This is a genomic window from Nocardiopsis sp. NPDC007018, from assembly GCF_040635075.1.
Taxonomy (GTDB): domain Bacteria; phylum Actinomycetota; class Actinomycetes; order Streptosporangiales; family Streptosporangiaceae; genus Nocardiopsis.
This window is the reverse complement of the sequence record NZ_JBEYHA010000004.1, coordinates 109,540-130,424: the sequence shown is the minus strand read 5'-3', so window position 1 is coordinate 130,424 and position 20,885 is coordinate 109,540. Positions and strand designations below refer to the sequence as shown.

Sequence of the window (20,885 nt, the reverse complement as noted above, 5' to 3'; positions counted from 1 at the left end):
TGGATGCCCGGTGGTGCCGCCCGCTCTCGCGGGGGGCGGCACCACCGGACGACGGGCAGCGCTACTTGCGCTTGCCGAAGCGCTTCTCGAAGCGGGCGACCCGGCCACCGGTGTCCAGGATCTTCTGCTTGCCGGTGTAGAAGGGGTGGCACGCGGAGCACACGTCGGCGCGGATCTTGCCCTCGGGCACCGTGCTGCGCGTCACGAACTGCGCCCCGCAGGTGCAGGTCACCTCGGTCGGGACGTACTCGGGGTGGATGTCGGCCTGCATGTGTGTCTCCTTGCTAGTGCGCGACCGCCGGACGCATGACGACCGCACCACCGTGGGAGGTGGGGCGGTGTTCGTTGACCATGCGCGAACCGGTGTCGCGGCGATCCAGGTAAGAGGGCGGCGTGCTCTCCCCCGGGGAGGAGGGCCGTTCCCTGATACCAGTTTGCCAGACCATCAACCATGCCGGGACCAGTACCTATTCCCCGCCTCCCCTCGGCCCTCCCGGGCGGTGCGCCGTCGCGGCCGGGGACGTGCGCCGGTCCCGGTGCCGCAGCCACGCCAGGGTGGCGGCGGCGGCCCCGAGGGTGAGGCAGAGCATGAGGAGCCCGGCGTTGGCGCCCGGACCGTGGATGAACAGGTACGCCAGCGAACCGGCCGTGAGCAGGTAGTAGGTCAGCGGGAAGACCGTCTGGCGGAGGATGTCGCCCTCCCGGCCCGCGAGGCCGACCACGGCGGAGGCCGCGACCACGTTGTGCACGGTGATCATGTTGCCCGCAGCGCCACCGGCGGCCTGGGCCGCCACGACCTTCTCGGGCGGGACCCCGATGCGTTCGGCGGTGGAGTGCTGGAACAGGGAGAACATCAGGTTGGAGACGGTGTTGGACCCGGCCACGAAAGCGCCGAGCGCCCCGATCCAGGGCGCCAGCAGGGGCCACTGGTGGCCACCGAGTTCGGCGGCCCCGGTGGCCAGGGTGAGCGGCATGCTCTCCAGGGAGGTCGCCCCGAACTCCCCGCCGGTGTTGATGAAGACCCGCACCAGCGGGACGGCGAAGAGCAGGGCCACGGCGGCCCCGGCCAGCTGGGACCCGGCCATCCGCCAGGAGTCGAGGATCTCCCTGGGCCGCATGCGGTGCAGCCCGTAGGTGACGAGGCAGATCAGGATGAAGGTGGCCCCGGGCGAGTAGAGCGGGGCCACGGAGTCCCCGATCGACGTGCCGAGGATGTCGGTGGCGCCCACGGTGACACCGGAGAGCCAGTCCTTGACCGGCTCGACGGTACGGGTGGCCACGAGCAGGGCGGCGACCAGGAGGTAGGGGGCCCACGCGTTGAGGAAGCCGACGCGGCGGCCGGTGTCGGCCGTCTGGTCCGCGCTGCCGGACTCGATCCGGCCGGTCCAGCGGGACAGCCAGTCCTCGCGCGGGGGGAAGTCCCAGACCCGCTTCGGCATGAGGAAGCCCCGTCTGGCGGCGAGGACGACGATGACCAGACCGGTGAGTCCGCCGAGGAGGCTGGTGAACTCGACGCCGAGGAAGTAGTTGTACAGGAGCGAGGGAACCGTCAGTGCCAGCCCGCTGAAGAGCGCGAACCGCCACACTTCGAGGCCCTCGGAGAAGCGCCTTCGCCCACCGTAGAAGCCGCAGAGCAGGCAGCAGATCAGCAGGGGGACGAGCGTCCCGGTGATCGAGTGCAGCAGGACGGTCTGGAAGCCGATCTCGGTGACGTACTCGGGGAAGCTCATCCCGAGTTCGGAGGCGCGCGCCGCCACCCCTCCCCCGCCGTCCAGTCCGCCGCCGACGCCGACGAGGATCGGGGTGCCGACCGCGCCGAAGCTGACCGAGGTGCTCTGGATGACCATCCCGACCATGACGGCGGCCATGGCGGGGAAGCCGAGGGCGAGCATGAGGGGCGCGACGACGGCGGCGGGGGTGCCGAACCCCGAGGCGCCCTCGATGAAGCTGCCGAACAACCAACCGATGATGATCGCCTGGACGCGGCGGTCCGGGCTGATATCGGTGAACGTGCGGCGGATGGTGGCGACGGCCCCGCTCCTGGTGAGGGTGGAGAGCAGGAGCAGCGCGCCGAAGATGATGTAGAGCAGGCCCGCGGCGAGGATCAGGCCCTGGAGGGTGGAGGCGACGACGGTCGTCGGGTCGGTCCCCCAGACGAGGACGGCGATCGTGACCACGACCACGTAGCCGGCGGGCATCGCGTACATGGCGGGGAGGCGGAATCCGACGAGCAGGACTCCGACGACCAGGATCGGGGTGAGCGCGAGAAGACTGAGCAGGGCGAGGTTGTCCATCCAGGTGGCTCCCTGGTAGGGGGGGTGTGCACTCCGGCCCGCGTGACCCTACGTTCACGGGCGACCACCCACCAGCCCCCCTGTGTGATCCGAGACACATCAGTGATCATCGGCTTCCGCGTTCCGGAAACCGCCTCCACCGATCCCACCCCGCACACGCGAGGCCCCCTCCCCGAACCCGGGAAGGGGGCCTCGCGAGACGGAGTGCGGAGCGGTCTAGGAGCGCTCGGGGCCCACCGTGGTCTTCTGGATCTGCATGAGGAACTCGGCGTTGCTCTTGGACTCCTTCATCTTGTCCAGGAGCAGCTCGATCGCCTGCTGCGTGTCCAGGGCGTGCAGCACCCGGCGGAGCTTCCAGACGACGTTCAGCTCCTCCGGCGACATCAGGATCTCCTCCTTACGGGTGCTGGAGGCGTCCACGTCCACGGCCGGGAAGATCCGCTTGTCCGCCAGGGACCGGTTGAGCTTGAGCTCCATGTTGCCGGTGCCCTTGAACTCCTCGAAGATCACCTCGTCGGCGCGCGAACCGGTCTCGACCAGCGCGGTCGCCAGGATGGTCAGCGAGCCGCCGCCCTCGATGTTGCGGGCCGCGCCGAAGAACCGCTTCGGCGGGTAGAGGGCGGTGGAGTCCACACCACCGGACATGATGCGTCCGCTGGCGGGGGCCGCCAGGTTGTAGGCACGGCCCAGGCGGGTGATGGAGTCGAGCAGGACGACCACGTCCATGCCCATCTCGACGAGTCGCTTGGCCCGCTCGATCGCCAGGTCGGCGACGACCGTGTGGTCCTCGGCCGGGCGGTCGAAGGTCGAGTGGATGACCTCGCCCTTGACCGTGCGCTGCATGTCGGTGACTTCCTCGGGACGCTCGTCCACGAGGATGACCATCAGGTAGCACTCGGGGTTGTTCTCGGTGATCGCGTTGGCGATCGACTGCATCACCATCGTCTTACCGGCCTTGGGCGGCGAGACGATCAGGCCGCGCTGGCCCTTGCCGATGGGCGCGACCAGGTCGATGATGCGCGTGGTCAGGATGTTGGGCTCGGTCTCCAGGCGCAGACGCTCCTGGGGGTAGAGCGGAACGAGCTTGGAGAACTCCTGACGGCCTCGGGCCTGGTCCGGCGACATGCCGTTGACCGAGTCCAGGCGCACCAGGGCGTTGAACTTCTCCCGGCGCTCGCCGTCCTTGGGCTGGCGGACCGCACCGATGATGTGGTCGCCCTTGCGCAGACCGTGCTTGCGCACCTGCGCCAGGGAGACGTAGACGTCGCTCTGCCCGGGCAGGTAGCCGGTGGTGCGGACGAAGGCGTAGTTGTCCAGGATGTCCAGGATGCCCGCGACCGGCAGGAGGACGTCGTCCTCGCCGATGACCGGCTCCGGCTCCTGGCCGCCCCCGCGCCCGCCTCGGCGGTCCCTGCGGTCGCGGCGGCGCCCGCGGCGGCGGCCACCGCCGAAGTCGTCGTCGTCGTTGTTACCGCCGCCGCCACGGCCCTGGTTCTGGCCGCCACCGCCGCCGCCCTGCTGGCGGTCGGCGCCGTTGTTGGCGTTCTGGTCGTCACCGCCGCGGTTGCGGTTGCGACGGTTGCGCTGGCGCTCGCGACCCTGCCCGGACCTGGTGTCACGGTCCTCGGAGTCGGGGCCGTTCTTCTGGGGGGTGCTGGATGTCTTGGTCACGCTGCTCGCGGAGGTAGAGGAGTCGGTGCCGTCCACCGAGCGGGCCTGGTCACCGGACTCGTCACCGCGCCTGCGGGACGACCGGCGGTTACGGGAGGGCTTGTCGCCCCGCCCGCCCTGGGTCTCGGTCACGGCCTGGTCGGACGACCGCTCACCGGCGCTCTTGCGCGGTGCCTCGTCCGTGCCCGACTTGGCGGGAGACTGGGCTTCGGCCGGGCCGTCAGTAGCCTCGACCTTACCCGCCTTGGCGGTGGTGTCGGCTTTCTTTGCGGATTTGGCCGTCGTGGGACCGCCGACCGGGCCGCCCTGCTTGGCCTCGATCGCGGCGATGACGTCGCTCTTACGCATGCGCCCCGTGCCGGTGATGCCCATGCTCGACGCGAGCTTCTGGAGCTCGGGGAGCTTCTGGGCGGCGAGCCCGGTGCCGCGCGAGGCGGTGCGAGACCGCGTGGTCGTGGCCTCTCCGGCCTCCGAGGAGGCGTCGGTGCTCTTCTTGCTGTCGACCGCCGCGTCCGTTCGGAGTTCGGTGGTGTCGCTCACTAAGGGTCCTTCCCAAGGAGCGGGCTTCGGCCGTCAGCGGAGTGCTTGAGCGGCCGGCCCGGTGGTGCGAACCGGCAGGGGCCGGGTAGGGCGTGCCCCACGTGGATGTCGGAACCGGCGAAGACGGTCCCCTACCCAATCGCGGCGGGCTCTGGGTACAGCCAGACGTCGGGGCGGGTGGCTCGGAGGTGTTGCCTGTCTGCCCCGAGGGCACACCCGACCATGACGGAGGAGCGTACTCGGGAGACGTGGGCACAGCGGGAAATCCGCTGGATCGACACTTGGGCCACCGCTTCCAACAGGTCGAGAGATCGGACCGCCGGAGTATGGGACGCGGAAGCCGTTGTGGCGGATGAGCACACGCCCCGCAACGGGGCATCTGGTGCTTCACCAAGCCTAACATCACCAGAGGCCACGGCTATTCCTCGACACAGATGCTACGGATGGGGAGATGGGGTCCGCACCCCCACCGGCTCGATGTGCAGGGGGCGTATGACCCAATCATTACCCGCCCTCAGGCGAATCGAATCAACCTGCCGGGTGATTTCCGGCGAATCCTCCCGCGCCCGGCCCTCCGTCGCGGAACACAGAACGAGCACCGTCGGACCGGCGCCCGAGACCACCGCCGGGAGGTTCTCGCGTCCCCGCAGGTCACGGACGAGTTCGAGCGTACGCGGCATGGCCGGGGCCCGGTACGCCTCGTGTAGCCGATCCTCCGTGGCCGCGTACAGGGATTCGGTCTGGCCACAAACGGCCGCCGTCATCAGCGCGGCGCGCCCCGCGTTGAAGGCCGCGTCCGCGTGCGGGACCGACTCCGGCAACAGGCCCCGAGCGCGCTCCGTCGACAACCGCCACCCCGGCACACACAGCACCGGCAGCAGCCGCTCGTCCGGAGACAACCGCGCCGCCCCCCAGGACGAACCGTCGCGGAAGGCCACCGTGTAACCGCCGAAGACACACGGCGCTACGTTGTCCGGGTGCCCCTCGATGTCCGCCGCGACCTGGTACACCCACTCCCGGTCCGGGCCGCCGCCGGGAGCCGACCGGCCCAGGAGGGCCGCGGCCGCCGCCACCCCGCCGACGATCGCCGACGAGGAGGACCCCAGCCCCCGCGCGTGCGGAATCCCGTTCACACAGTGCAGATCCAGCCCGGGGAGCTTCTCCCCCGACCGCTCGTAGGCCTCCCTCATCGCACGGACCACCAGGTGGCGCCCGTCGAGCGGGACCTCGCCCGCGCCCTCCCCCTCCACACGCACACGGAGCTCACCGTCCGCACGCACGGCCACGTGGAATTCGTTGAACAACTGGACGGCCAGGCCCAGGGCGTCGAATCCCGGCCCCAGGTTGGCGCTCGTGGCCGGGGCACGGACCAGGACACGGTCGGGGCGTGGTGGGGTCATTCCTGCTCGTTTCTCGTTCTCTGGGGCCGGGCGCACGCGGGCGCGGCACGGGGCCGGACTCCGTGGCCGGAGTCGGCCACCCTTGTCCCCTTCCGGCCCGGCGGGGCGGAAGGGGAGGCGGCGACGTCCGGGCGTGTCGTGGTCAGGCGAGGCCGAGGGCGCGGGCGGCGGCCTGCGCGTCCACCGGCACGGTGGTGGCGGAGGAAGCTCCGGCCAGCGCCCAGTCCGGGTCCTTGAGGCCGTTGCCGGTCACCGTGCACACGACGCGGCTGCCCTTGGGGACCAGTCCGGCCCGGGAGGCCTGGAGGAGTCCGGCCACGCTGGCGGCCGAGGCGAGCTCGACGAACACGCCCTCCTCCGCGGCCAGGAGCTTGTAGGCGGCCATGATCTGGCGGTCGGTGACCTTGTCGATGAGGCCCCCCGACTCGTCACGGGCCTGCTCGGCGAGCTTCCAGGAGGCCGGGTTGCCGATCCGGATGGCGGTGGCGATGGTGCTCGGGCTGGTCACCGGCGCACCGTCGACGATGGGAGACGAACCACTGGCCTGGAAACCGAACATGCGCGGTGCCCGGGTGGAGACGCCGTCCTTGGCGTACTCGGTGTACCCCATCCAGTAGGCGGTGATGTTGCCCGCGTTGCCGACCGGGATGCAGTGGATGTCCGGGGCGTCGCCCAGGGCGTCCACGATCTCGAAGGCGGCGGTCTTCTGCCCCTGGAGGCGGTAGGGGTTGACCGAGTTCACCAGGGCGACCGGGTAGTCGACGCTGAGTTTGCGGGCCAGTTCCAGGCAGTCGTCGAAGTTGCCGTCGACCTGGAGCAGGCGGGCGCCGTGCACGAGGGCCTGGGCGAGCTTGCCCATGGCGATCTTGCCCTGGGGCACCAGGACCGCGCAGGTCATCCCCGCGCGGATGGCGTAGGCGGCGGCGCTGGCGCTGGTGTTACCGGTGGAGGCGCAGATGACGGCCTTGGCGCCGTCCTCGGCGGCCTTGGTGATGGCCATGGTCATACCCCGGTCCTTGAAGGAACCGGTGGGGTTGAGGCCCTCGACCTTGAGGAGGACCTCGCATCCGGTGAGCTCGGATACGCGCGTGGCGGGCAGCAGCGGAGTGCCGCCCTCCTGGAGGGTGACGACGGGGGTGTTCTCGTTGACGGGAAGGCGGTCGCGGTACTCCTCGACGACGCCTCGCCACGCCCGTGCCATGCTCACGACGGTGTCCCTTTCGGGTGGGTGCGGTTGCGCTGGACGCGCGGCCGGACTCGGCGCGCGTGGGAAAGCGGGTGGGTGTCGCGGAGAGATCCTCCCCCACCAGCCACGAGTCTATGACCCCGCCCGAGTCGTCTTGCATCCCGGGCAGGTTTCTCACGATGTGGACGCATTGGGTGGTGTCCGGGGCCGCGAGCGGCGACCCCGGCCCCCTACTCCTGGAAGGTCTCCACACGCATCACGCTGGCCACGTCGCGGACCATGGGGTGCGCGCTGAGGCGTTCCACGGTGCTGCTCAGCGCCGCGTCGGGGGCGGGGTGGCTGACCAGCACCAGCTGGGCGTCGTCCCCGGTCCCCTCCTGGCGCACGTTCTTGATGGACACCCCGTGGTCGGCGAAGATCTCCGCGACCTTCGAGAGCACACCCGGGCGGTCGGCCACGTCCAGCGCCACGTGGTAGCTGGTGATGGTCTGGCCCATGTCGTGCACCGGCAGGCCCGTGTCGTGCGCGCCCTCGGACACCGAGGTGTCGGCGAGGCGGTTGCGCACCACCGCCACCAGGTCGCCCAGGACGGCGCTGGCGGTGGGGGTCCCACCCGCGCCCGCGCCGTAGAACATGAGCCGCCCGGCCGACTCGGCCTCCACGAACACCGCGTTGTAGGCCTCCTTGACGCTGGCCAGGGGGTGCTCCACCGGCAGCATCACCGGGTGGACGCGCACGCCCACGGAACCACCTTCCTCGGAGCGCTGGCAGATCGCCAGGAGTTTGACCACGCAACCCATCGCGCGGGCGCTGGCGATGTCGGCCGCCGACACCCCGGTGATGCCCTCACGGTGGACGTCGGCGGCGGTCACGCGCTGGGTGTGGAACGCCAGCCGGGCCAGGATCGCGGCCTTGGCGGCGGCGTCGAACCCCTCGACATCGGCGGTCGGGTCGGCCTCGGCGTAACCGAGGGTCTGGGCCTCCTCCAGGGACTCGTTGAACCCCGATCCCAGGGAGTCCATCCGGTCCAGGACGTAGTTGGTGGTCCCGTTGACGATGCCCAGGACCCGGTTGACCCGATCCCCGGCCAGGGAGTCGCGCAGCGGCCGCAGCAGGGGGATGGCCCCCGCCACGGACGCCTCGTAGTAGAGGTCGACCCCGGCCTCGCGGGCCGCCGCGTGCAGCGTCTGACCGTCCTCGGCGAGCAGGGCCTTGTTGGCCGTCACCACGGACTTGCCCGACTTGATCGCGGCGAGCATCAACGACCGGGCCGGTTCGATCCCGCCGATGACCTCCACCACCACGTCGATGTCCGGGCGGGTGACCAGCGCCGTGGCGTCGGTGGTCAGCAGCGCCGGGTCGACGCCACGGTCGCGGTCCAGTCGGCGGACCGCGATGCCGCCGATCTCGATCGGCGTGCCGATCCGCGCGGCCAGTTCCTCGGACTGCTCGTTGACCAGGCGGACGACTTCCGAACCCACAACGCCGCATCCGAGCAGCGCCACCTTCATCGCCATTTGGGCGTGACTCCCACTTCTCTCGTGTCCGGACCTGCCGGGCGCCCGTGCGGCGCCCGCGGGGCGGACGGTTCAGCCTACGTCGAGGCGGAGGAGGTCCTCCTCGGTCTCCCTGCGCACGATCACCCGCGCGTTCGCGTCCCGGACCGCCACCATGGCGGGTCGGGGCAGGTGGTTGTAGTTGCTCGCCATGGAGTAGCAGTAGGCACCGGTGGCCGCGACCGCCACCAGGTCGCCCGGCCGCAGGTCGGCGGGCAGGTGGAGGTCGTGCACGATGATGTCGCCGCTCTCGCAGTGCTTGCCGACCAGGCGGGAGAGCATCGGCTCGGCGTCGCTCTCCCGGGACACCAGCTGGCTGGTGTACTCGGAGCCGTAGAGGGCCGTGCGGATGTTGTCGCTCATGCCGCCGTCGACGCTCACGTAGGTGCGGATGCCCTCGACGTCCTTGACGGTGCCCACCTCGTACACGGTGATTCCGGCCGGACCGGCCACGGCGCGCCCCGGCTCCACGGCGATGCGCGGCACGGGCAGACCGGCGTCCTGGCACTCACGGCGCACGATGGCGGTGAGGCTGGTGGCGATCGTCTTGGGGTCGAGCGGGTCGTCACCGGCGGTGTAGGCGATGCCCAGCCCGCCGCCGAGGTCGAGCTCGGCCAGGGTGACGTCGAGCTCCTCGTGGATCTGGGTGAGGAACCGGGTGACGCGGCGGGCGGCGACCTCGAAGCCCGAGGTGTCGAAGATCTGCGAGCCGATGTGCGAGTGCAGTCCGACCAGTTCCAGGTGGTCGGCGGCCAGGACGCGACGGACCGCCTCGGCGGCGGCGCCGGTACTCAGCGCGAAACCGAACTTCTGGTCGTCGTGGGCGGTCGCGACGAACTCGTGGGTGTGGGCCTCCACACCGGTGGTGACGCGGATGAGCACCCTGGGGCGCGCGCCGGACTCCGCGGCCACCGCCTCCAGGCGGTCGATCTCGTCGAGGGAGTCGAGGATGATCCGGCCCACCCCGGCCTCCACGGCGCGGCGGAGTTCGGACACCGACTTGTTGTTGCCGTGCATGGCGACCCTGTCGGTGGGGACCCCGGCCGCCAGGGCCACGGCCAGTTCGCCACCGGAGCACACGTCGAGCTTGAGCCCCTCCTCGACCACCCAGCGGGCGACGGCCTTGGTCAGCAGGGCCTTGCCCGCGTAGTAGACGTCGGCGTCGGCGAAGGCCGTGGAGTAGTCGCGGGCGCGGGCGCGGAAGTCCTGCTCGTCCATGACGAAGAGCGGTGTCCCGTACTCGGCGGCGAGTGCGCGCACACCGACCCCGCCGACGGTGAGCTCACCGTCGGAGCGGCGCGCGGTGGCGGGCCAGATCCGGGGGTCGAGGGCGTTGAGGTCCTCGGGCGGCAGCGGCGGGTTGTCCTCCGGCAGGATCTCCGCGTGGCGTGATCCTGCGGGGTGGGCGTAGCGGCTCATGACGGTCTTTCGGCTGGGACTGCGGTGCGTCTGGGCTGGCTGGTCTCGGTGCGGCGAGGAGGCTGCCGGGCGGGCCGGGACGGTGACCCCGCCCCATTGTCCACCAAGCCGATCGGAACACAGGGGTTGGGCTGGCCCCACCGGGTTCGCGGCCGTCGGGTGTCTACAGCCTTGTGGGCGCCGACACTCCGAGCAGGAAGAGACCGGTGCCGACCACACCGGCGACGGCTGCGGGCAGCGCCGGGTCGGGCGCGGCCCGGACCGGTTCCGGGCCCGTGGCCGGTTCGGCCGCGACGGCGGGACCGGTCCGCCACTCATCGTAGGCACTGGTCAGCGCTTCCAGGTATCTCACCAGGATATGGGGTTCCTCTCGGCGCGCGGCGGTGTCCAGGACGCTGGGACCGTCGAAGAGGAGTCCGCGCACCCTCGCGCCGTGGGCGTGGTGGCAGCGGGCGCGGGCCGAGCCGCGCCCCTCGTCCCGCTGCCCGGCGGCCCAGCGCGTACTGCTGAGCGCGTGCGCGTGGGCGTAGCGCAGCCGGAAGGCGGGGTTGGCCTCGGTGAGCCGGGACCAGGCCCCGGGGTGGTCCGCCGAGGGCAGCACCGGCAGGTCGCGGCCCGTGGTCTCGTTCTCGCGGGGGCGTTCGGGGACCGAGCGGCAGAAGGCGATGCGGGCGCTGGCCTCGCCGATGCGGCCGAGCGCGCGCCCGGAGGGGGTGAACAGGGCGGACTGGTCGGTGTCGAGGTAGCGGTCGCGCCAGGAGACCTCTCCCCCGGGGCCGGGCGGCGGCGGGTGCGCGCCCACCGCCATGGCGATCCGGGCGCGTGCGTCGGCGCGGGCGTAGCGGCGGGCCTGGGCGAGGGGTCCGGCCTCGTGCAGGTCGGTGCGGGGCCACTCCCCCGCCCCGGTCCAGGGGCGGCCGGTGAGGTAGCGGGGGCCGTCGGCGGCGGCGCGCAGGAGGTCCTCGCGCTGTTCGCGGGTGAAGGTGAAGTTGGCGAAACCCCGGTGGTCGGCGTGCACGCCCGCGAACGCGGTGTCGGGTTCGCCTCCGTCGGCCATGGCCTCGATCCGGGCGACGATCCGCCCGGACACCGCGCGTCGGTGGGCGTCGTCGCGCCCCCGGGGCAGCGCGTCGCGGACCCGGCCGACCAGGCGCGGTGCCAGGGCGACGGCGGCGTCGGCCCCCTCGACGGCGTGGTCGGCCCGCGGCCACACGAACGGCACGTCGGCGTCGTCGAGGCCGAGGGCGTCCGCGGCGGCGCGGCGGACGAGGGCCTCCAGCCGGAACGGGGTCACGCCGCTCCCCCGATCCCGCCGTCGCCCTCCCCGAGGAGCGCCCTGATGAGGTCGACCAGCTCGTCGGGGTCGAAGGGCTTGGTCAGGTAGTCGTCCACGCCGATGCGCTCCCCGCGTCGGCGGTCGTCGGCCTGGGCGCGGGCGGTCACCATGACGATGCGGCGGGCGAAACCGTCCGACCGCAGCCTTTCGACGGTGGCCCAGCCGTCGAGTCGGGGCATCATCACGTCCATGGTGATGACGTCGGGGTCGACGTGGCCGACCCGGTCCAGACAGTCCTGGCCGTCCATGGCGGTGAACACCTCGAACCCCTCCAGTTCGAGGTTGAGGCGGATGAGCTCGCGGATGACCTCGTCGTCCTCGACGACGAGAACCCGTACGGGAAGGGCGTTCACGCCCGTGACACTACCGCCGCCGAGCGTGGCGGCACCACTGGAATCCATTATCCGGCGGCGGTGGGGACCGGGTGGGCCGCTCGGGTGGTCAACCCTCCCGGAACCCCTGCTACAGTTGTTCTCGCAGCGCGCCCCCTTAGCTCAGGGGATAGAGCACCGGCCTCCGGAGCCGGGTGCGGAGGTTCGAATCCTCCAGGGGGCACAGCGAAGCAGGAAGACCGGCGGAGACCTCGTCCCGCCGGTCTTTCGCGTGGTCCGGGCGCTTCGGCGGCCGCAAGCGGTCAGTCCCTCCTTCCGGGAAGCCGGGCCCTCCACCGACGCGCGGCGGGCGGCTCCGCCCCGACCGGTCCGGGACCTTCCCTGGTGCTCGTCCTGCGACCAGGGGCCTGGAGGACTCCCCGCACCCCCAGGACCTCGGGGAGATCACCCACGGCCCGCAGACCGGCCCCCGCGCTCAGGCGGGCGCCGCGATCATCGGCCAGGAGCCGTCGACCACGGCGTCGGGGTCGCGGCGGCGCAGGTACTCCTGGAAGCTGGCGGACTGCTCGGCCTTCCAGGCGACCTGGGCGGCGTGCAGCTCCTCGGCGGTCATCTCCGCGATCTCCGGGTGAGCCGTGGCGATCCGCCAGGCGAGGCGTGCGGCGGCCAGGGCGTCGGCGGCCGCGCCGTGCGCCTCCTCCTGGGCGAGCGGCACACGGTAGTGGGCGCAGACGTCGACCAGTTTGCGCGAGCCGCGCCGGAAGGTGTCCACCCGCTTGTCGAGGACCAGCGGGTCCACCACCAGGGGTTGGACCTTCAGCGGACGGCCGGGGCGGTGGAGCGCGAGTTCGCGGTCGAGCAGGGTGAGGTCGTAGGGGGCGTTGTAGACCACCACGGGCAGCCCCTCGGAGACGACCGCCTCCAGGGCCGCGGCGATCTCGGGGACCACGTCGGCGGCCGGGCGGCCCTCGGCGCGCGCCTGTTCGGTGGTGACGCCGTGGATCTCGGTGGCCTCCGCCGGGATCTCGATGCCGGGGTCGGCGAACCAGGTGGTGACCTCCTTGGACCGGTGCGCGGGGTCGATGCGCCACAGGGCCGCGGTGACGATCCGGTCGCCCTCCACGTCGAGTCCGGTGGTCTCGACGTCGAAGGCGGCCATGGGTCGGGTGTGCCAGGCAGTGTTCACGGGGTTCCTCACGTGCTCGGTTCGGTGGCGGTGTCGGGGGTGTCGGAGTGCCCGGCCGCGTGGGCGGCCGAGTGTCGGGTCAGGGCGGTGACGCAGGCGCGGATCGCGGGTGTCTCGGCGTCGGCCCTCCACACCGCCCTGATGGACCGGTGCAGGGGCGGGTCGGTGGGCAGGAACCGGACCCCCTCGGGCGCGGTGCGTCTTCCGAGGTCGGGGACGAGCGCCATCGCTAGTCCGGCGGCCACCAGTTCCAGTTGGGAGGGGATCTCCGCGAGCGTGTACCGCAGGTCCGGTTCGACGCCCTGTGCGCGCAGGGCCTGGAGGATCGCCTCGTAGGGCTCGGTCCCCGCCGGGCAGCTGGCCCAGGGCAGGCCACCGGGTGTGTCCAGCGCGGCGAGGGCGACGGGGGCGGGTCCGACCAGGGGGTGGCCCTCGGGGAGGGCGAGGCGGACACGCTCCTCCAGGAGTTCCACCGACCGGACCCCGGCGGGCAGCGCCACCGGACGACTGGACCAGCTCTCGGCGAGGACGAGGTCGAGCTCGCCGCGCAGGAGCGGGGGGACCAGCGACACGACCTCGCCGTCACGGACGGTGGGGACCAGCCGGGGGTGTTCGCGGAGCAGGGCGGACAGGGCGTCGGGGAGCAGGTTGCGCACGGCACTGCCCACCCCGCCCAGGCGCAGGGGTCCGAGGATCTGCCGGTCGAGCGCCGCGAGTTCGGCCTGCGCCTCACTGACCTGGGAGAGCACCCGGTCCGTGTGCCCGGCCAGTACCCGGCCCGCGTGCGTGAGCCGGACCGTCCGACCGTCGGGTTCGAGGAGGCGCTGACCGGCCTCCCGCTCCAGTTTGGCGAGCTGCTGGGACAGGCCCGAAGGGGTCACGTGCAGGACCCTAGCGGCGCGCGCGATCGAACCGTGGGTCCGTACGGCGGCCAGCGCCCTGAGTCGTTCCAAGCCGAACACGTAAGCAACACTACTGACTACCTGCGACAAAACAGCGCTTTTGTTTCTGGGTTGGAGGCGTCACCCTGGATCTGCTGCCCGCGCGGGCAGCGGACGGGAAGGGGAGCGGAGCCGGTGACGGGTACGGACACGAGGCGCAGGCCGGGGCACGGGTCGTTGCTGGACCGGGTCGACCCCGTGCTCCTGGCGGTCGTGGGGTCGGGCACCACCTCCGCCACGGGGGTGTTCGTGAAGCTGTCCGGGGCCAACACCGGCACGGCGGCCTTCCTCCGGTGCGCCCTCGCCCTGTTCGTCCTGGTCCCGATGGCCCTGCTGGAGCTGCGCCGGGTGGGCCCGAGGGCGCTGCGGCTGGTGGGGACCGACCTGGCGGCCGGACTCCTGCTGGGCGTGGACTACGTGTTCTGGGTGGCGAGCATCCAGCACGTGGGCGCGGGTATGGCCACCGTGCTGCTGAACATCCAGGTGGTGGTCTTCCCCCTGCTGGCGTGGGTGTTCCTGGGCGACCGGGCCCCGCTGCGGTTTCTGCTGGCGGTCCCGGTGATGCTGGCGGGGGTGGCCCTCACGGCCGGGGTGGTCGGCCCCGGCCCGGGCGCCGCGTCCGAGGGGAGCCCGTGGCTGGGCCTGCTCTACGGGTGCGCCGCCGGGGTGACCTACGCGGGCTACCTCTTCCTGTCCCGGCTCGGTGGCGGGCAGGGGCACACGGTGACGCCGGTGTGCGTGTCCACGGCCTCCGCGGCGCTGGCCGCCGGGGTGCTGGGCGCGCTGTGGAGCGGGATCGACCTGGTCTCGCTGGACGCGAGGGCCTGGGTGTGGCTGGCCCTGCTGGCGCTGACCGGGCAGGTGCTGACCTGGCTGCTGGTGGGTTCGGCGCTGCCCCGGCTGTCCGCGAGCACCGGGGCGGCGATCCTCGTGCTCCCGCCGGTGCTCGCGGTGGCGATGGGCGCGGTGTTCCTGGGCGAGCGGGTGACCCCCCTCCAGCTGGGCGGGTGCGTTCTGGTGGTCCTGGCGATCTGGCTGTCGCAGCGCGGAAGGTCCGCGTAGCGGGCGGACGGCGCTGGTGGGCGTCCCCCGGTTCCGTTAGCGTCGGGGCATGAGGTTTCTGGTACGTGAACGCGTGTTCGACATCGGCGACGACTTCTGGGTGACCGACGAGAAGGGCGCCAAGGCGTTCTGGGTCGACGGCAAGGCCCTGCGGCTGCGCACCACCTTCGAGCTGAAGGACCCCGGCGGCGAGGTCCTCATGGTGATCCGCAAGAAGCTCTTCAAGGTCCGCGACCAGATGACCGTCGAGCACGACGGCTCGACCGTCGCCACCGTCCGCAAGAGGCTCTTCAACCCGGTGCGGGACAAGCTCGCCGTCGAGGTCTCCGGAGCCCCCGACTGGGAGGTCGTCGGAAGCTTCTTCGACAAGGAGTACTCGATCAGCGACCGGGAGGGCACCGTGGCGGTCGTCTCCCGCAAGTGGTTCCGGGTACGCGACACCTACGCGGTGGACGTCAACACGCACCGCCACGACCTCGCTGGCAATCCCGCCCTGGTCATCGCGGTCGCCGTCGCCGTGGACGCCCTCACGTCCGACGACGGTGACGACGACTGACCGGGCCCCGCTTCCGGTAGCCAGCTGTAGTGTCGCCCTCCTTCCGGTGCCCCAGACTGGTGCGGGACGGCGGAGGCCGCCGTCGTGGACACTCGGCTGAGGAGCGCGGGATGTGGAAGGTGTGGGGTCGCCCGGTCAGGGCGTGCGGCCGCCTGGTGGCGGCACTGGGCCTCGGGATGGCCGCGCTCGTGGCGATGCCGCTCACCGCGGTGGTGGCGCTGGCCCTGCCCCTCAGCGGGATCGGCCCGTTCCTGATGTCACGGTGGGTCCGGTCGCTGACCGCCTGGGCCGACTGGCACCGGCGCGGCTCCGCGCGCTGGCTGGGGATCGACGTACCGGACCTGCCCCGGCCCCCTGACGGGCGGTTCCGCACGCTGGTGCGGTCCCCCGCCACCTGGCGGGTGCTCGCGTGGCTGCCGCTGTTCTCCGTGGTGAGCGTCGTCCTGGGGTGTCTGGCCGTGATCGGCCCCGGCATGGTGGTCAACGCCGTGTCGTCGCTCCTGTGGTGGACCTTCCCCGTCGACGCCCGCCCGGCCCAGCTGGGGGTCACCGTCGACGGTTGGGGGGTCGCCCTGGTGGCCGCCGCGCTCCAACTCGCCGTGGGGCTCGCGTTCCTCCGGTGGGCGACGGTCCCCCTGGCCGACGTCCACGCACGGATGTGCGTCCGTGCGCTGGCCCCCTCCGAACAGGAGATCCTCGCACGGCGCGTGGACGAGCTCCAACGCACACGGGCCGGTGTGGTCGACGCGCACGGCGCGGAGCTGCGGAGGATCGAACGCGACCTGCACGACGGAACCCAGGCGCGGCTGGTGGCGATCGCCATGCAGTTGGGGGTGGCCAAGGAGGCCGCGTCCGACCCGGCCGTGGCCGCCCTCCTCGAACGGGCGCACACCGGCACGGAGGAGGCGATGACCGAGCTGCGCGACGTTATCAGGGGCATCTACCCGCCCATCCTCGCCGACCGGGGCCTGCCCGGCGCGCTCACCGCGCTCGCCGGGAGGACCACCCTGCCGGTACGACTGGACGTCACCGACCCGGGCGCCCTCCCGGTGGCGGTGGAGACCGCCGCCTACTACGCCGTCACCGAGTCCGTCACCAACGCGGTCCGCCACAGCGGCGCGGAGACGATCAGCGTCCGCCTGGCCCGCGAGGCCGACCTGCTGTGGGTGGAGGTGTCCGACGACGGGCACGGAGGTGTGGACGAGGCCGCCGGAAGCGGCGTCCAGGGGCTGCGCCGCAGGGCGTCGGCGCTGGACGGCCACGTGACCGTGCGCAGCCCCGCGGGGGGACCGACGACGATCAGAGTGGAACTGCCGTGCGGATCGTGATCGCCGAGGACAACGTCCTGTTGTCCGAGGGCCTCAAACTCCTGTTGTCCACCCGCGGACACGAGGTGGCCGCCGTCGCCCCGGACGTGCCCTCCTTCGCGGCCGCCGTGGACGAGCATCGACCCGACCTCGCCCTGGTGGACGTACGCCTGCCGCCGGACTTTCGCGACGAGGGCATCCACGCGGCGATCGCCGCCCGCCGGGCCCACCCGGGCCTGCCCGTCCTCGTGCTCTCGCAGTACGTCGAGCGCGACTACGCGGGTGAACTGCTCTCCGACGGCCAGGGCGGGGTGGGGTACCTGCTCAAGGACCGCGTGGGCCGGGTGAGCGAGTTCACCGAGGCGCTGGACCGGGTGGCCGGGGGCGGCACGGTGATGGACCCGGCGGTCGTGCAGCAGCTGCTCACGTCGCGGCGGCGGGACCCCCTGGAGACCCTGACCGGGCGGGAGCGGGAGGTCCTCGCCCTCATGGCCGAGGGACACGACAACGCGGAGATCGCGGCACGGCTCGTGGTCACGACCAACGCCGTGCACAAGCACATCGGCAACATCTTCCACAAGCTCGACCTGGCACCCACCGACAGCGGCCACCGGCGGGTACGGGCGGTCCTGGCCTACCTGAGCCACCGGGCCTGAGCGTCCGCGCCCGCCCGGGGTCCGGGACCGCGTTCCGGGCGGGGGTCGGGGCGGGGGGTGGGGGCGGTCCGCCCGTCACACGGCCCCGGCGGCGGCCCGGTCCTCCCGGACCCCGCGCCGGTTGAGCAGGGCGCCCGCCGCCGCGGCCGTGAAGAACATCAGCACGCCGTACACCGCCGAGGGGATGGCGATCTCGGTGCTGTTGAGGACGGTCACGGCGATGGTCAGCGACAACGTGGTGTTGTGCAGGCCGATCTCCATGCACGAGGCGACGGCCTCGGGCCGCTCGGTGCCGACCAGGCGTGGCGCCCAGTAGCCGATCACGAGGCTGACCACGTTGAAGACCAGCACCATCAGGCCCACGGAGACGATGTACTCCGGCAGGTGGGCCCACTCGGCGGCGATCGCGCCCACGATGACGGCGACCAGCACCAGGATCGAGCCGAGCTTGACCGGCCGTTCCATGCGCCCGGCGAAGGAGGTCAGCCTCGCGCGGACGACCATGCCGATGACGACGGGGACGAGGATGACCGCGAAGACCTGGATCATCTTGTCCGTCTGGAGCCCGATGGAACCGCCCTCGGTGAAGTAGCCGAGCGAGAACCCGGTGACCAGCGGCAGCGTCACCATCGCCGTGAGGGAGTTGACGGCGGTCAGCGAGATGTTGAGCGCGACGTTGCCCTTGAACAGGTAGCTGTACAGGCTCGCGGTGGTGCCGCCCGGGGACGCGGCCACCATCATCATGCCCACCGCCAGCAGGGGTGAGAGGTCGAAGCGGGTGACGAACACCAGGACCAGACCGAAGCAGAACAGGGGCAGCAGGACGATCTGGCACCCCAGGACGAGGACGATGGTCCAGGGCATGGAGAGCAGGCGGGTGAAGTCCCTGACGGTCAGGGAGAGTCCCAGGCCGAGCATGATGATGCCGAGCGCGACCGGGAGGCCGATCGTCGTGAGGGCGGAGTCCATGGGGGGCACCTTGGGGGAAGCGCCGCGGGGGCGGCGGGCGGGGGATGGTCGGGGCGGCCACGTGACCGAGGGTGCCGGACCGACCCCCTCACGTGACCCGCGTCACAACTGCCTTCAGGTAGGAGATCGTGGCACGCGTCACGCGCACTGGCAAGGGGCCGCCCCCGCCCCGGTCAGGCGGCGGGCCAGGAGCTCCCGGTCATGTCGTAGGCCAGGTGGAACCACACCTTGCGGATGCTGGGGTGCCCGTTGTCCCCCCACGTGGTGGCGAAGCTGTCGATCAGCGCCAGCCCCCGCCCGTCCTCGGCGGTCAGGCGCTCCTCCGGCAGGGAGGCGAACAGTTGTCCCCCCTCGTCTCTCAGCGCGTTGACGGGGGTCCCGTTGTCCCTGCAGGTGACCGTCAGACCGTTCGGCCCCCGGTCCACCCGCACCACGAAGCTCTGCCCGGGCTCCCCCGACCTGCTGTGCCGGATCGCGTTGGTGGCCAGCTCGGCACCGAGCAGGGTCAACAGGTAGCGGTACTCCGCGTCGCGCCCGGCCGCGCAGGTGTCGAGGAACGCGCGGACCATCGGCACGCTGACCGGCTCGCCCGCGAACTCCCAGCGGCGCTTGGTGAACGGGACCGGGGCCCTGCCGTTGAAGTAGTGCCGGTACTCGTCCGGAACCCTCCCGAGGACCCCGTCCTCGTTCTTGGAGAGGGAGGGCACGGCAACGAGCGTGGGCATGGTTGACTCCTTCGGCGAGGCGGCTCAGTAGGACGGGCGCGCCGGAACGGGGGCGGCTGCGGGAGTGTCCGAGGGGGGAGGTGAGGGCTCGAACCGGTATGACCTTACGCGATCACATCGTGGCGGAACAGGGGCTCCTGGTGTGGCGAGTTCCCGAATTCACCGCATACGACCTCCTTGCCGTACTACATCCGGGTCAGGGCCTCCCTCGCGGCGTCCTCGGCGAGCTCCCGCTCCGTGTCGACCAGCGCCAGCCTGGTCCGGCGTTCCAGCAGGTCGGCAACGTTCATGGCCCCCTCGTGCCGCACACCGAAACGGAGTTCGGCGGGGGTGACGCCCCGGGAGACGGGTGTCAGGGCGGCGGGGTCGTCCCCGGCCTCGGCGACGACGTCGAGGGCCTCGGTCCCGTACCTGGCCACCAGGTGGCGCGGGACGTCGAGGGAGTCGAGCTCCTCGTGGGAGGCCGCGCCCACGAGCGGGAGCGTGCGGGTGCGGCACGGCCCCGCGGGCAGGCCGTGCGCGGCCACGAGCGCGTCGACGGTCTCCTCCGCCATCGCCCGGTAGGTGGTGAGCTTGCCGCCGACCACGGTCGTCGTCCCGTTCGGCGCCACCGACACCGAGTGTTCGCGCGAGAGGTCGGCGCTGGAGCCGTCCCCCTGGAGCAGCGGCCGCAGGCCGGCGAAGGAGCCGATGACGTCGTCCCGGGTGAGACCGGTGCTCAGCGCCCGGTTGAACTGGGCGAGCAGGAAGTCCACGTCCTCCTCCGGCACCCGCGGAACCCGCTCGGCGGGGCCGTCCACCGGTTCGTCCGTGAGCCCGGCGTAGACCCGGCCGTCGGGCTGGGGCAGCGCGAACACGAACCGGCTCACGCTCCCCTCCAGCGGAACGGTGAGCGCGGCCGAGGGACTCCCGAGGGCGGCGCCGTCCAGGACCAGGTGGGTGCCCCGACTGGGGTTCAACCGGATGCTCGGGTCCAGCGCGTCCGCGTGCACGCCGGTGGCGTTGACCACCGCGCGGGCCCGGACCGGGAACGTCCGGCCGGTGGTCCCGTCACGCAGGACCACTCCGTCCGCACCGACGCTCTCGGCCGAGCACCGGGTGAGGATGCGAGCACCCTCGCGGGCGGCGGTCCGGGCGATCCCCACCACCAGGCGGGCGTCGTCGACCAGTTGGCCGTCGAAGGACAGGATGCCGCCGATCAGCCCCTCGGTCCGCACACCCGGCAGGAGGCGGACGGTCTGGCGGGCGTTGAGCAGGCGGGGGGCGGGCAGCACCGAAGAGGGGGTCCCGGAGAGCACGCGCAGGAGGTCCCCCAGCCCCATGCCGGTGCGGACGAACAGCGACCTCGCCCACCCCGAACCCCTGAAGACGGGCACGACCATGGGCAGCGGCCGGACCAGGTGGGGGGCGGTGACCCGCATGAGGACGTCGCGCTCGCGGGCGCTCTCGTAGGCGATGCCGAACTGCGCCTTGGCGAGGTAGCGCAGCCCGCCGTGGACCAGCTTGGAGCTCCAGCGGCTGGTGCCGAACGCCAGGTCCTCCCGTTCGACCAGCACCGTGGACAGGCCGCGTGAGGCGGCGTCCAGGGCCACCCCCGCCCCGGTGACGCCCCCGCCGACCACCAGGACGTCCACGGAGGGACGGGCCTCCAGGTCGGCGAGGTCGACGGCGCGCCGGGCGGCGTTCAGGGAGGCGGACCGGGTGTGCTGACGCATCGGGGCGTCCTTTCCGTGGAAGGTGGGCCGGGGC

At 72.2% G+C, this 20,885-nt stretch carries 18 protein-coding genes and 1 tRNA gene; 5 read left to right on the top strand and 14 right to left on the bottom strand.

The annotated features are described in order from the left end of the window. Window positions 1–61 precede the first annotated feature (61 nt). From rpmE to ABZ635_RS03410, 9 genes are all read right to left on the bottom strand, one after another. Window positions 62–271 (bottom strand): 50S ribosomal protein L31, encoded by a 210-nt coding sequence (gene rpmE / locus ABZ635_RS03450; RefSeq protein ID WP_357758209.1) that lies wholly within the window; start codon window positions 269–271, stop codon window positions 62–64. Window positions 272–467: 196 nt separating this feature from the next. Beyond that, window positions 468–2,294, bottom strand: a complete 1,827-nt coding sequence (locus tag ABZ635_RS03445) for an L-lactate permease (protein WP_357758206.1) — start codon at window positions 2,292–2,294, stop codon at window positions 468–470. A gap of 216 nt (window positions 2,295–2,510) precedes the next feature. Then, window positions 2,511–4,505 (bottom strand): transcription termination factor Rho, encoded by a 1,995-nt coding sequence (gene rho / locus ABZ635_RS03440; RefSeq protein WP_357758203.1) that lies wholly within the window; start codon window positions 4,503–4,505, stop codon window positions 2,511–2,513. 437 nt (window positions 4,506–4,942) lie between these two features. Beyond that, the gene (gene thrB, locus ABZ635_RS03435) at window positions 4,943–5,905 is read right to left on the bottom strand and encodes a homoserine kinase (protein WP_357758200.1); all 963 of its coding nucleotides are present in this window, start codon (window positions 5,903–5,905) and stop codon (window positions 4,943–4,945) included. Between the two features lie 142 nt (window positions 5,906–6,047). Further along, window positions 6,048–7,106 carry a threonine synthase gene (gene thrC / locus ABZ635_RS03430; protein WP_357758382.1) on the bottom strand — a complete coding sequence of 353 codons (1,059 nt, stop codon included), beginning with the start codon at window positions 7,104–7,106 and terminating at the stop codon, window positions 6,048–6,050. Between the two features lie 215 nt (window positions 7,107–7,321). After that, on the bottom strand, window positions 7,322–8,608 hold the full coding sequence (locus tag ABZ635_RS03425; protein ID WP_357758197.1) for a homoserine dehydrogenase: 1,287 nt from the start codon (window positions 8,606–8,608) through the stop codon (window positions 7,322–7,324). Window positions 8,609–8,680: 72 nt separating this feature from the next. After that, window positions 8,681–10,066, bottom strand: coding sequence for a diaminopimelate decarboxylase (gene lysA, locus ABZ635_RS03420; RefSeq protein ID WP_357758194.1), 1,386 nt, complete (start codon window positions 10,064–10,066; stop codon window positions 8,681–8,683). A gap of 163 nt (window positions 10,067–10,229) precedes the next feature. Further along, window positions 10,230–11,360: a DALR anticodon-binding domain-containing protein gene (locus ABZ635_RS03415; RefSeq protein ID WP_357758192.1), complete on the bottom strand. Its 1,131-nt coding sequence runs from the start codon at window positions 11,358–11,360 to the stop codon at window positions 10,230–10,232. Further along, window positions 11,357–11,755, bottom strand: a complete 399-nt coding sequence (locus ABZ635_RS03410; RefSeq protein ID WP_357758190.1) for a response regulator — start codon at window positions 11,753–11,755, stop codon at window positions 11,357–11,359. Before ABZ635_RS03410 ends, ABZ635_RS03415 begins: the two co-directional genes overlap by 4 nt. Before the next feature lie 130 nt (window positions 11,756–11,885). On the opposite strand from ABZ635_RS03410, the gene ABZ635_RS03405 reads away from it, so the two are divergent. Continuing rightward, a tRNA-Arg gene (locus tag ABZ635_RS03405) sits at window positions 11,886–11,957 on the top strand. Between the two features lie 252 nt (window positions 11,958–12,209). Here the strand turns inward: ABZ635_RS03405 and ABZ635_RS03400 are convergent. After that, window positions 12,210–12,920 (bottom strand): exonuclease domain-containing protein, encoded by a 711-nt coding sequence (locus ABZ635_RS03400; RefSeq protein WP_357758188.1) that lies wholly within the window; start codon window positions 12,918–12,920, stop codon window positions 12,210–12,212. Between the two features lie 8 nt (window positions 12,921–12,928). Then, on the bottom strand, window positions 12,929–13,882 hold the full coding sequence (locus ABZ635_RS03395) for a LysR family transcriptional regulator (RefSeq protein WP_357758186.1): 954 nt from the start codon (window positions 13,880–13,882) through the stop codon (window positions 12,929–12,931). 114 nt (window positions 13,883–13,996) lie between these two features. On the opposite strand from ABZ635_RS03395, the gene ABZ635_RS03390 reads away from it, so the two are divergent. The 4 genes from ABZ635_RS03390 to ABZ635_RS03375 all read left to right on the top strand — a co-directional run bounded on the left by ABZ635_RS03390 (window position 13,997) and on the right by ABZ635_RS03375 (window position 17,442). Further along, window positions 13,997–14,923, top strand: coding sequence for a DMT family transporter (locus ABZ635_RS03390; protein WP_357758184.1), 927 nt, complete (start codon window positions 13,997–13,999; stop codon window positions 14,921–14,923). A gap of 49 nt (window positions 14,924–14,972) precedes the next feature. Beyond that, complete coding sequence (locus ABZ635_RS03385; RefSeq protein ID WP_357758182.1) at window positions 14,973–15,479, top strand: LURP-one-related family protein; 507 nt, start codon at window positions 14,973–14,975, stop codon at window positions 15,477–15,479. Between the two features lie 110 nt (window positions 15,480–15,589). Continuing rightward, entirely contained in the window at window positions 15,590–16,807 is a 1,218-nt protein-coding gene (locus ABZ635_RS03380) for a sensor histidine kinase (RefSeq protein ID WP_357758179.1), read from the top strand. Then, complete coding sequence (locus ABZ635_RS03375; RefSeq protein WP_357758176.1) at window positions 16,795–17,442, top strand: response regulator transcription factor; 648 nt, start codon at window positions 16,795–16,797, stop codon at window positions 17,440–17,442. Before ABZ635_RS03380 ends, ABZ635_RS03375 begins: the two co-directional genes overlap by 13 nt. Window positions 17,443–17,517: 75 nt before the next feature. Here ABZ635_RS03375 and ABZ635_RS03370 read toward each other — a convergent pair whose 3' ends face one another. The 3 genes from ABZ635_RS03370 to ABZ635_RS03360 form a co-directional block, all read right to left on the bottom strand. Continuing rightward, entirely contained in the window at window positions 17,518–18,411 is an 894-nt protein-coding gene (locus ABZ635_RS03370) for a bile acid:sodium symporter family protein (protein WP_357758173.1), read from the bottom strand. 173 nt (window positions 18,412–18,584) lie between these two features. Further along, entirely contained in the window at window positions 18,585–19,136 is a 552-nt protein-coding gene (locus ABZ635_RS03365; protein WP_357758171.1) for an ATP-binding protein, read from the bottom strand. 185 nt (window positions 19,137–19,321) lie between these two features. After that, window positions 19,322–20,851: a glycerol-3-phosphate dehydrogenase/oxidase gene (locus ABZ635_RS03360; protein ID WP_357758168.1), complete on the bottom strand. Its 1,530-nt coding sequence runs from the start codon at window positions 20,849–20,851 to the stop codon at window positions 19,322–19,324. Between the last annotated feature and the right edge of the window lie 34 nt (window positions 20,852–20,885).

Coding starts and splice junctions, on each gene's coding strand:
- rpmE (WP_357758209.1), bottom strand. CDS start 271: ATGCAGGCCGACATCCACCCCGAGTACGTCCCGACCGAGGTGACCTGC.
- ABZ635_RS03445 (WP_357758206.1), bottom strand. CDS start 2,294: ATGGACAACCTCGCCCTGCTCAGTCTTCTCGCGCTCACCCCGATCCTG.
- thrB (WP_357758200.1), bottom strand. CDS start 5,905: ATGACCCCACCACGCCCCGACCGTGTCCTGGTCCGTGCCCCGGCCACG.
- thrC (WP_357758382.1), bottom strand. CDS start 7,106: ATGGCACGGGCGTGGCGAGGCGTCGTCGAGGAGTACCGCGACCGCCTT.
- ABZ635_RS03425 (WP_357758197.1), bottom strand. CDS start 8,608: ATGGCGATGAAGGTGGCGCTGCTCGGATGCGGCGTTGTGGGTTCGGAA.
- lysA (WP_357758194.1), bottom strand. CDS start 10,066: ATGAGCCGCTACGCCCACCCCGCAGGATCACGCCACGCGGAGATCCTG.
- ABZ635_RS03385 (WP_357758182.1), top strand. CDS start 14,973: ATGAGGTTTCTGGTACGTGAACGCGTGTTCGACATCGGCGACGACTTC.
- ABZ635_RS03380 (WP_357758179.1), top strand. CDS start 15,590: ATGTGGAAGGTGTGGGGTCGCCCGGTCAGGGCGTGCGGCCGCCTGGTG.
- ABZ635_RS03370 (WP_357758173.1), bottom strand. CDS start 18,411: ATGGACTCCGCCCTCACGACGATCGGCCTCCCGGTCGCGCTCGGCATC.
- ABZ635_RS03365 (WP_357758171.1), bottom strand. CDS start 19,136: ATGCCCACGCTCGTTGCCGTGCCCTCCCTCTCCAAGAACGAGGACGGG.
- ABZ635_RS03360 (WP_357758168.1), bottom strand. CDS start 20,851: ATGCGTCAGCACACCCGGTCCGCCTCCCTGAACGCCGCCCGGCGCGCC.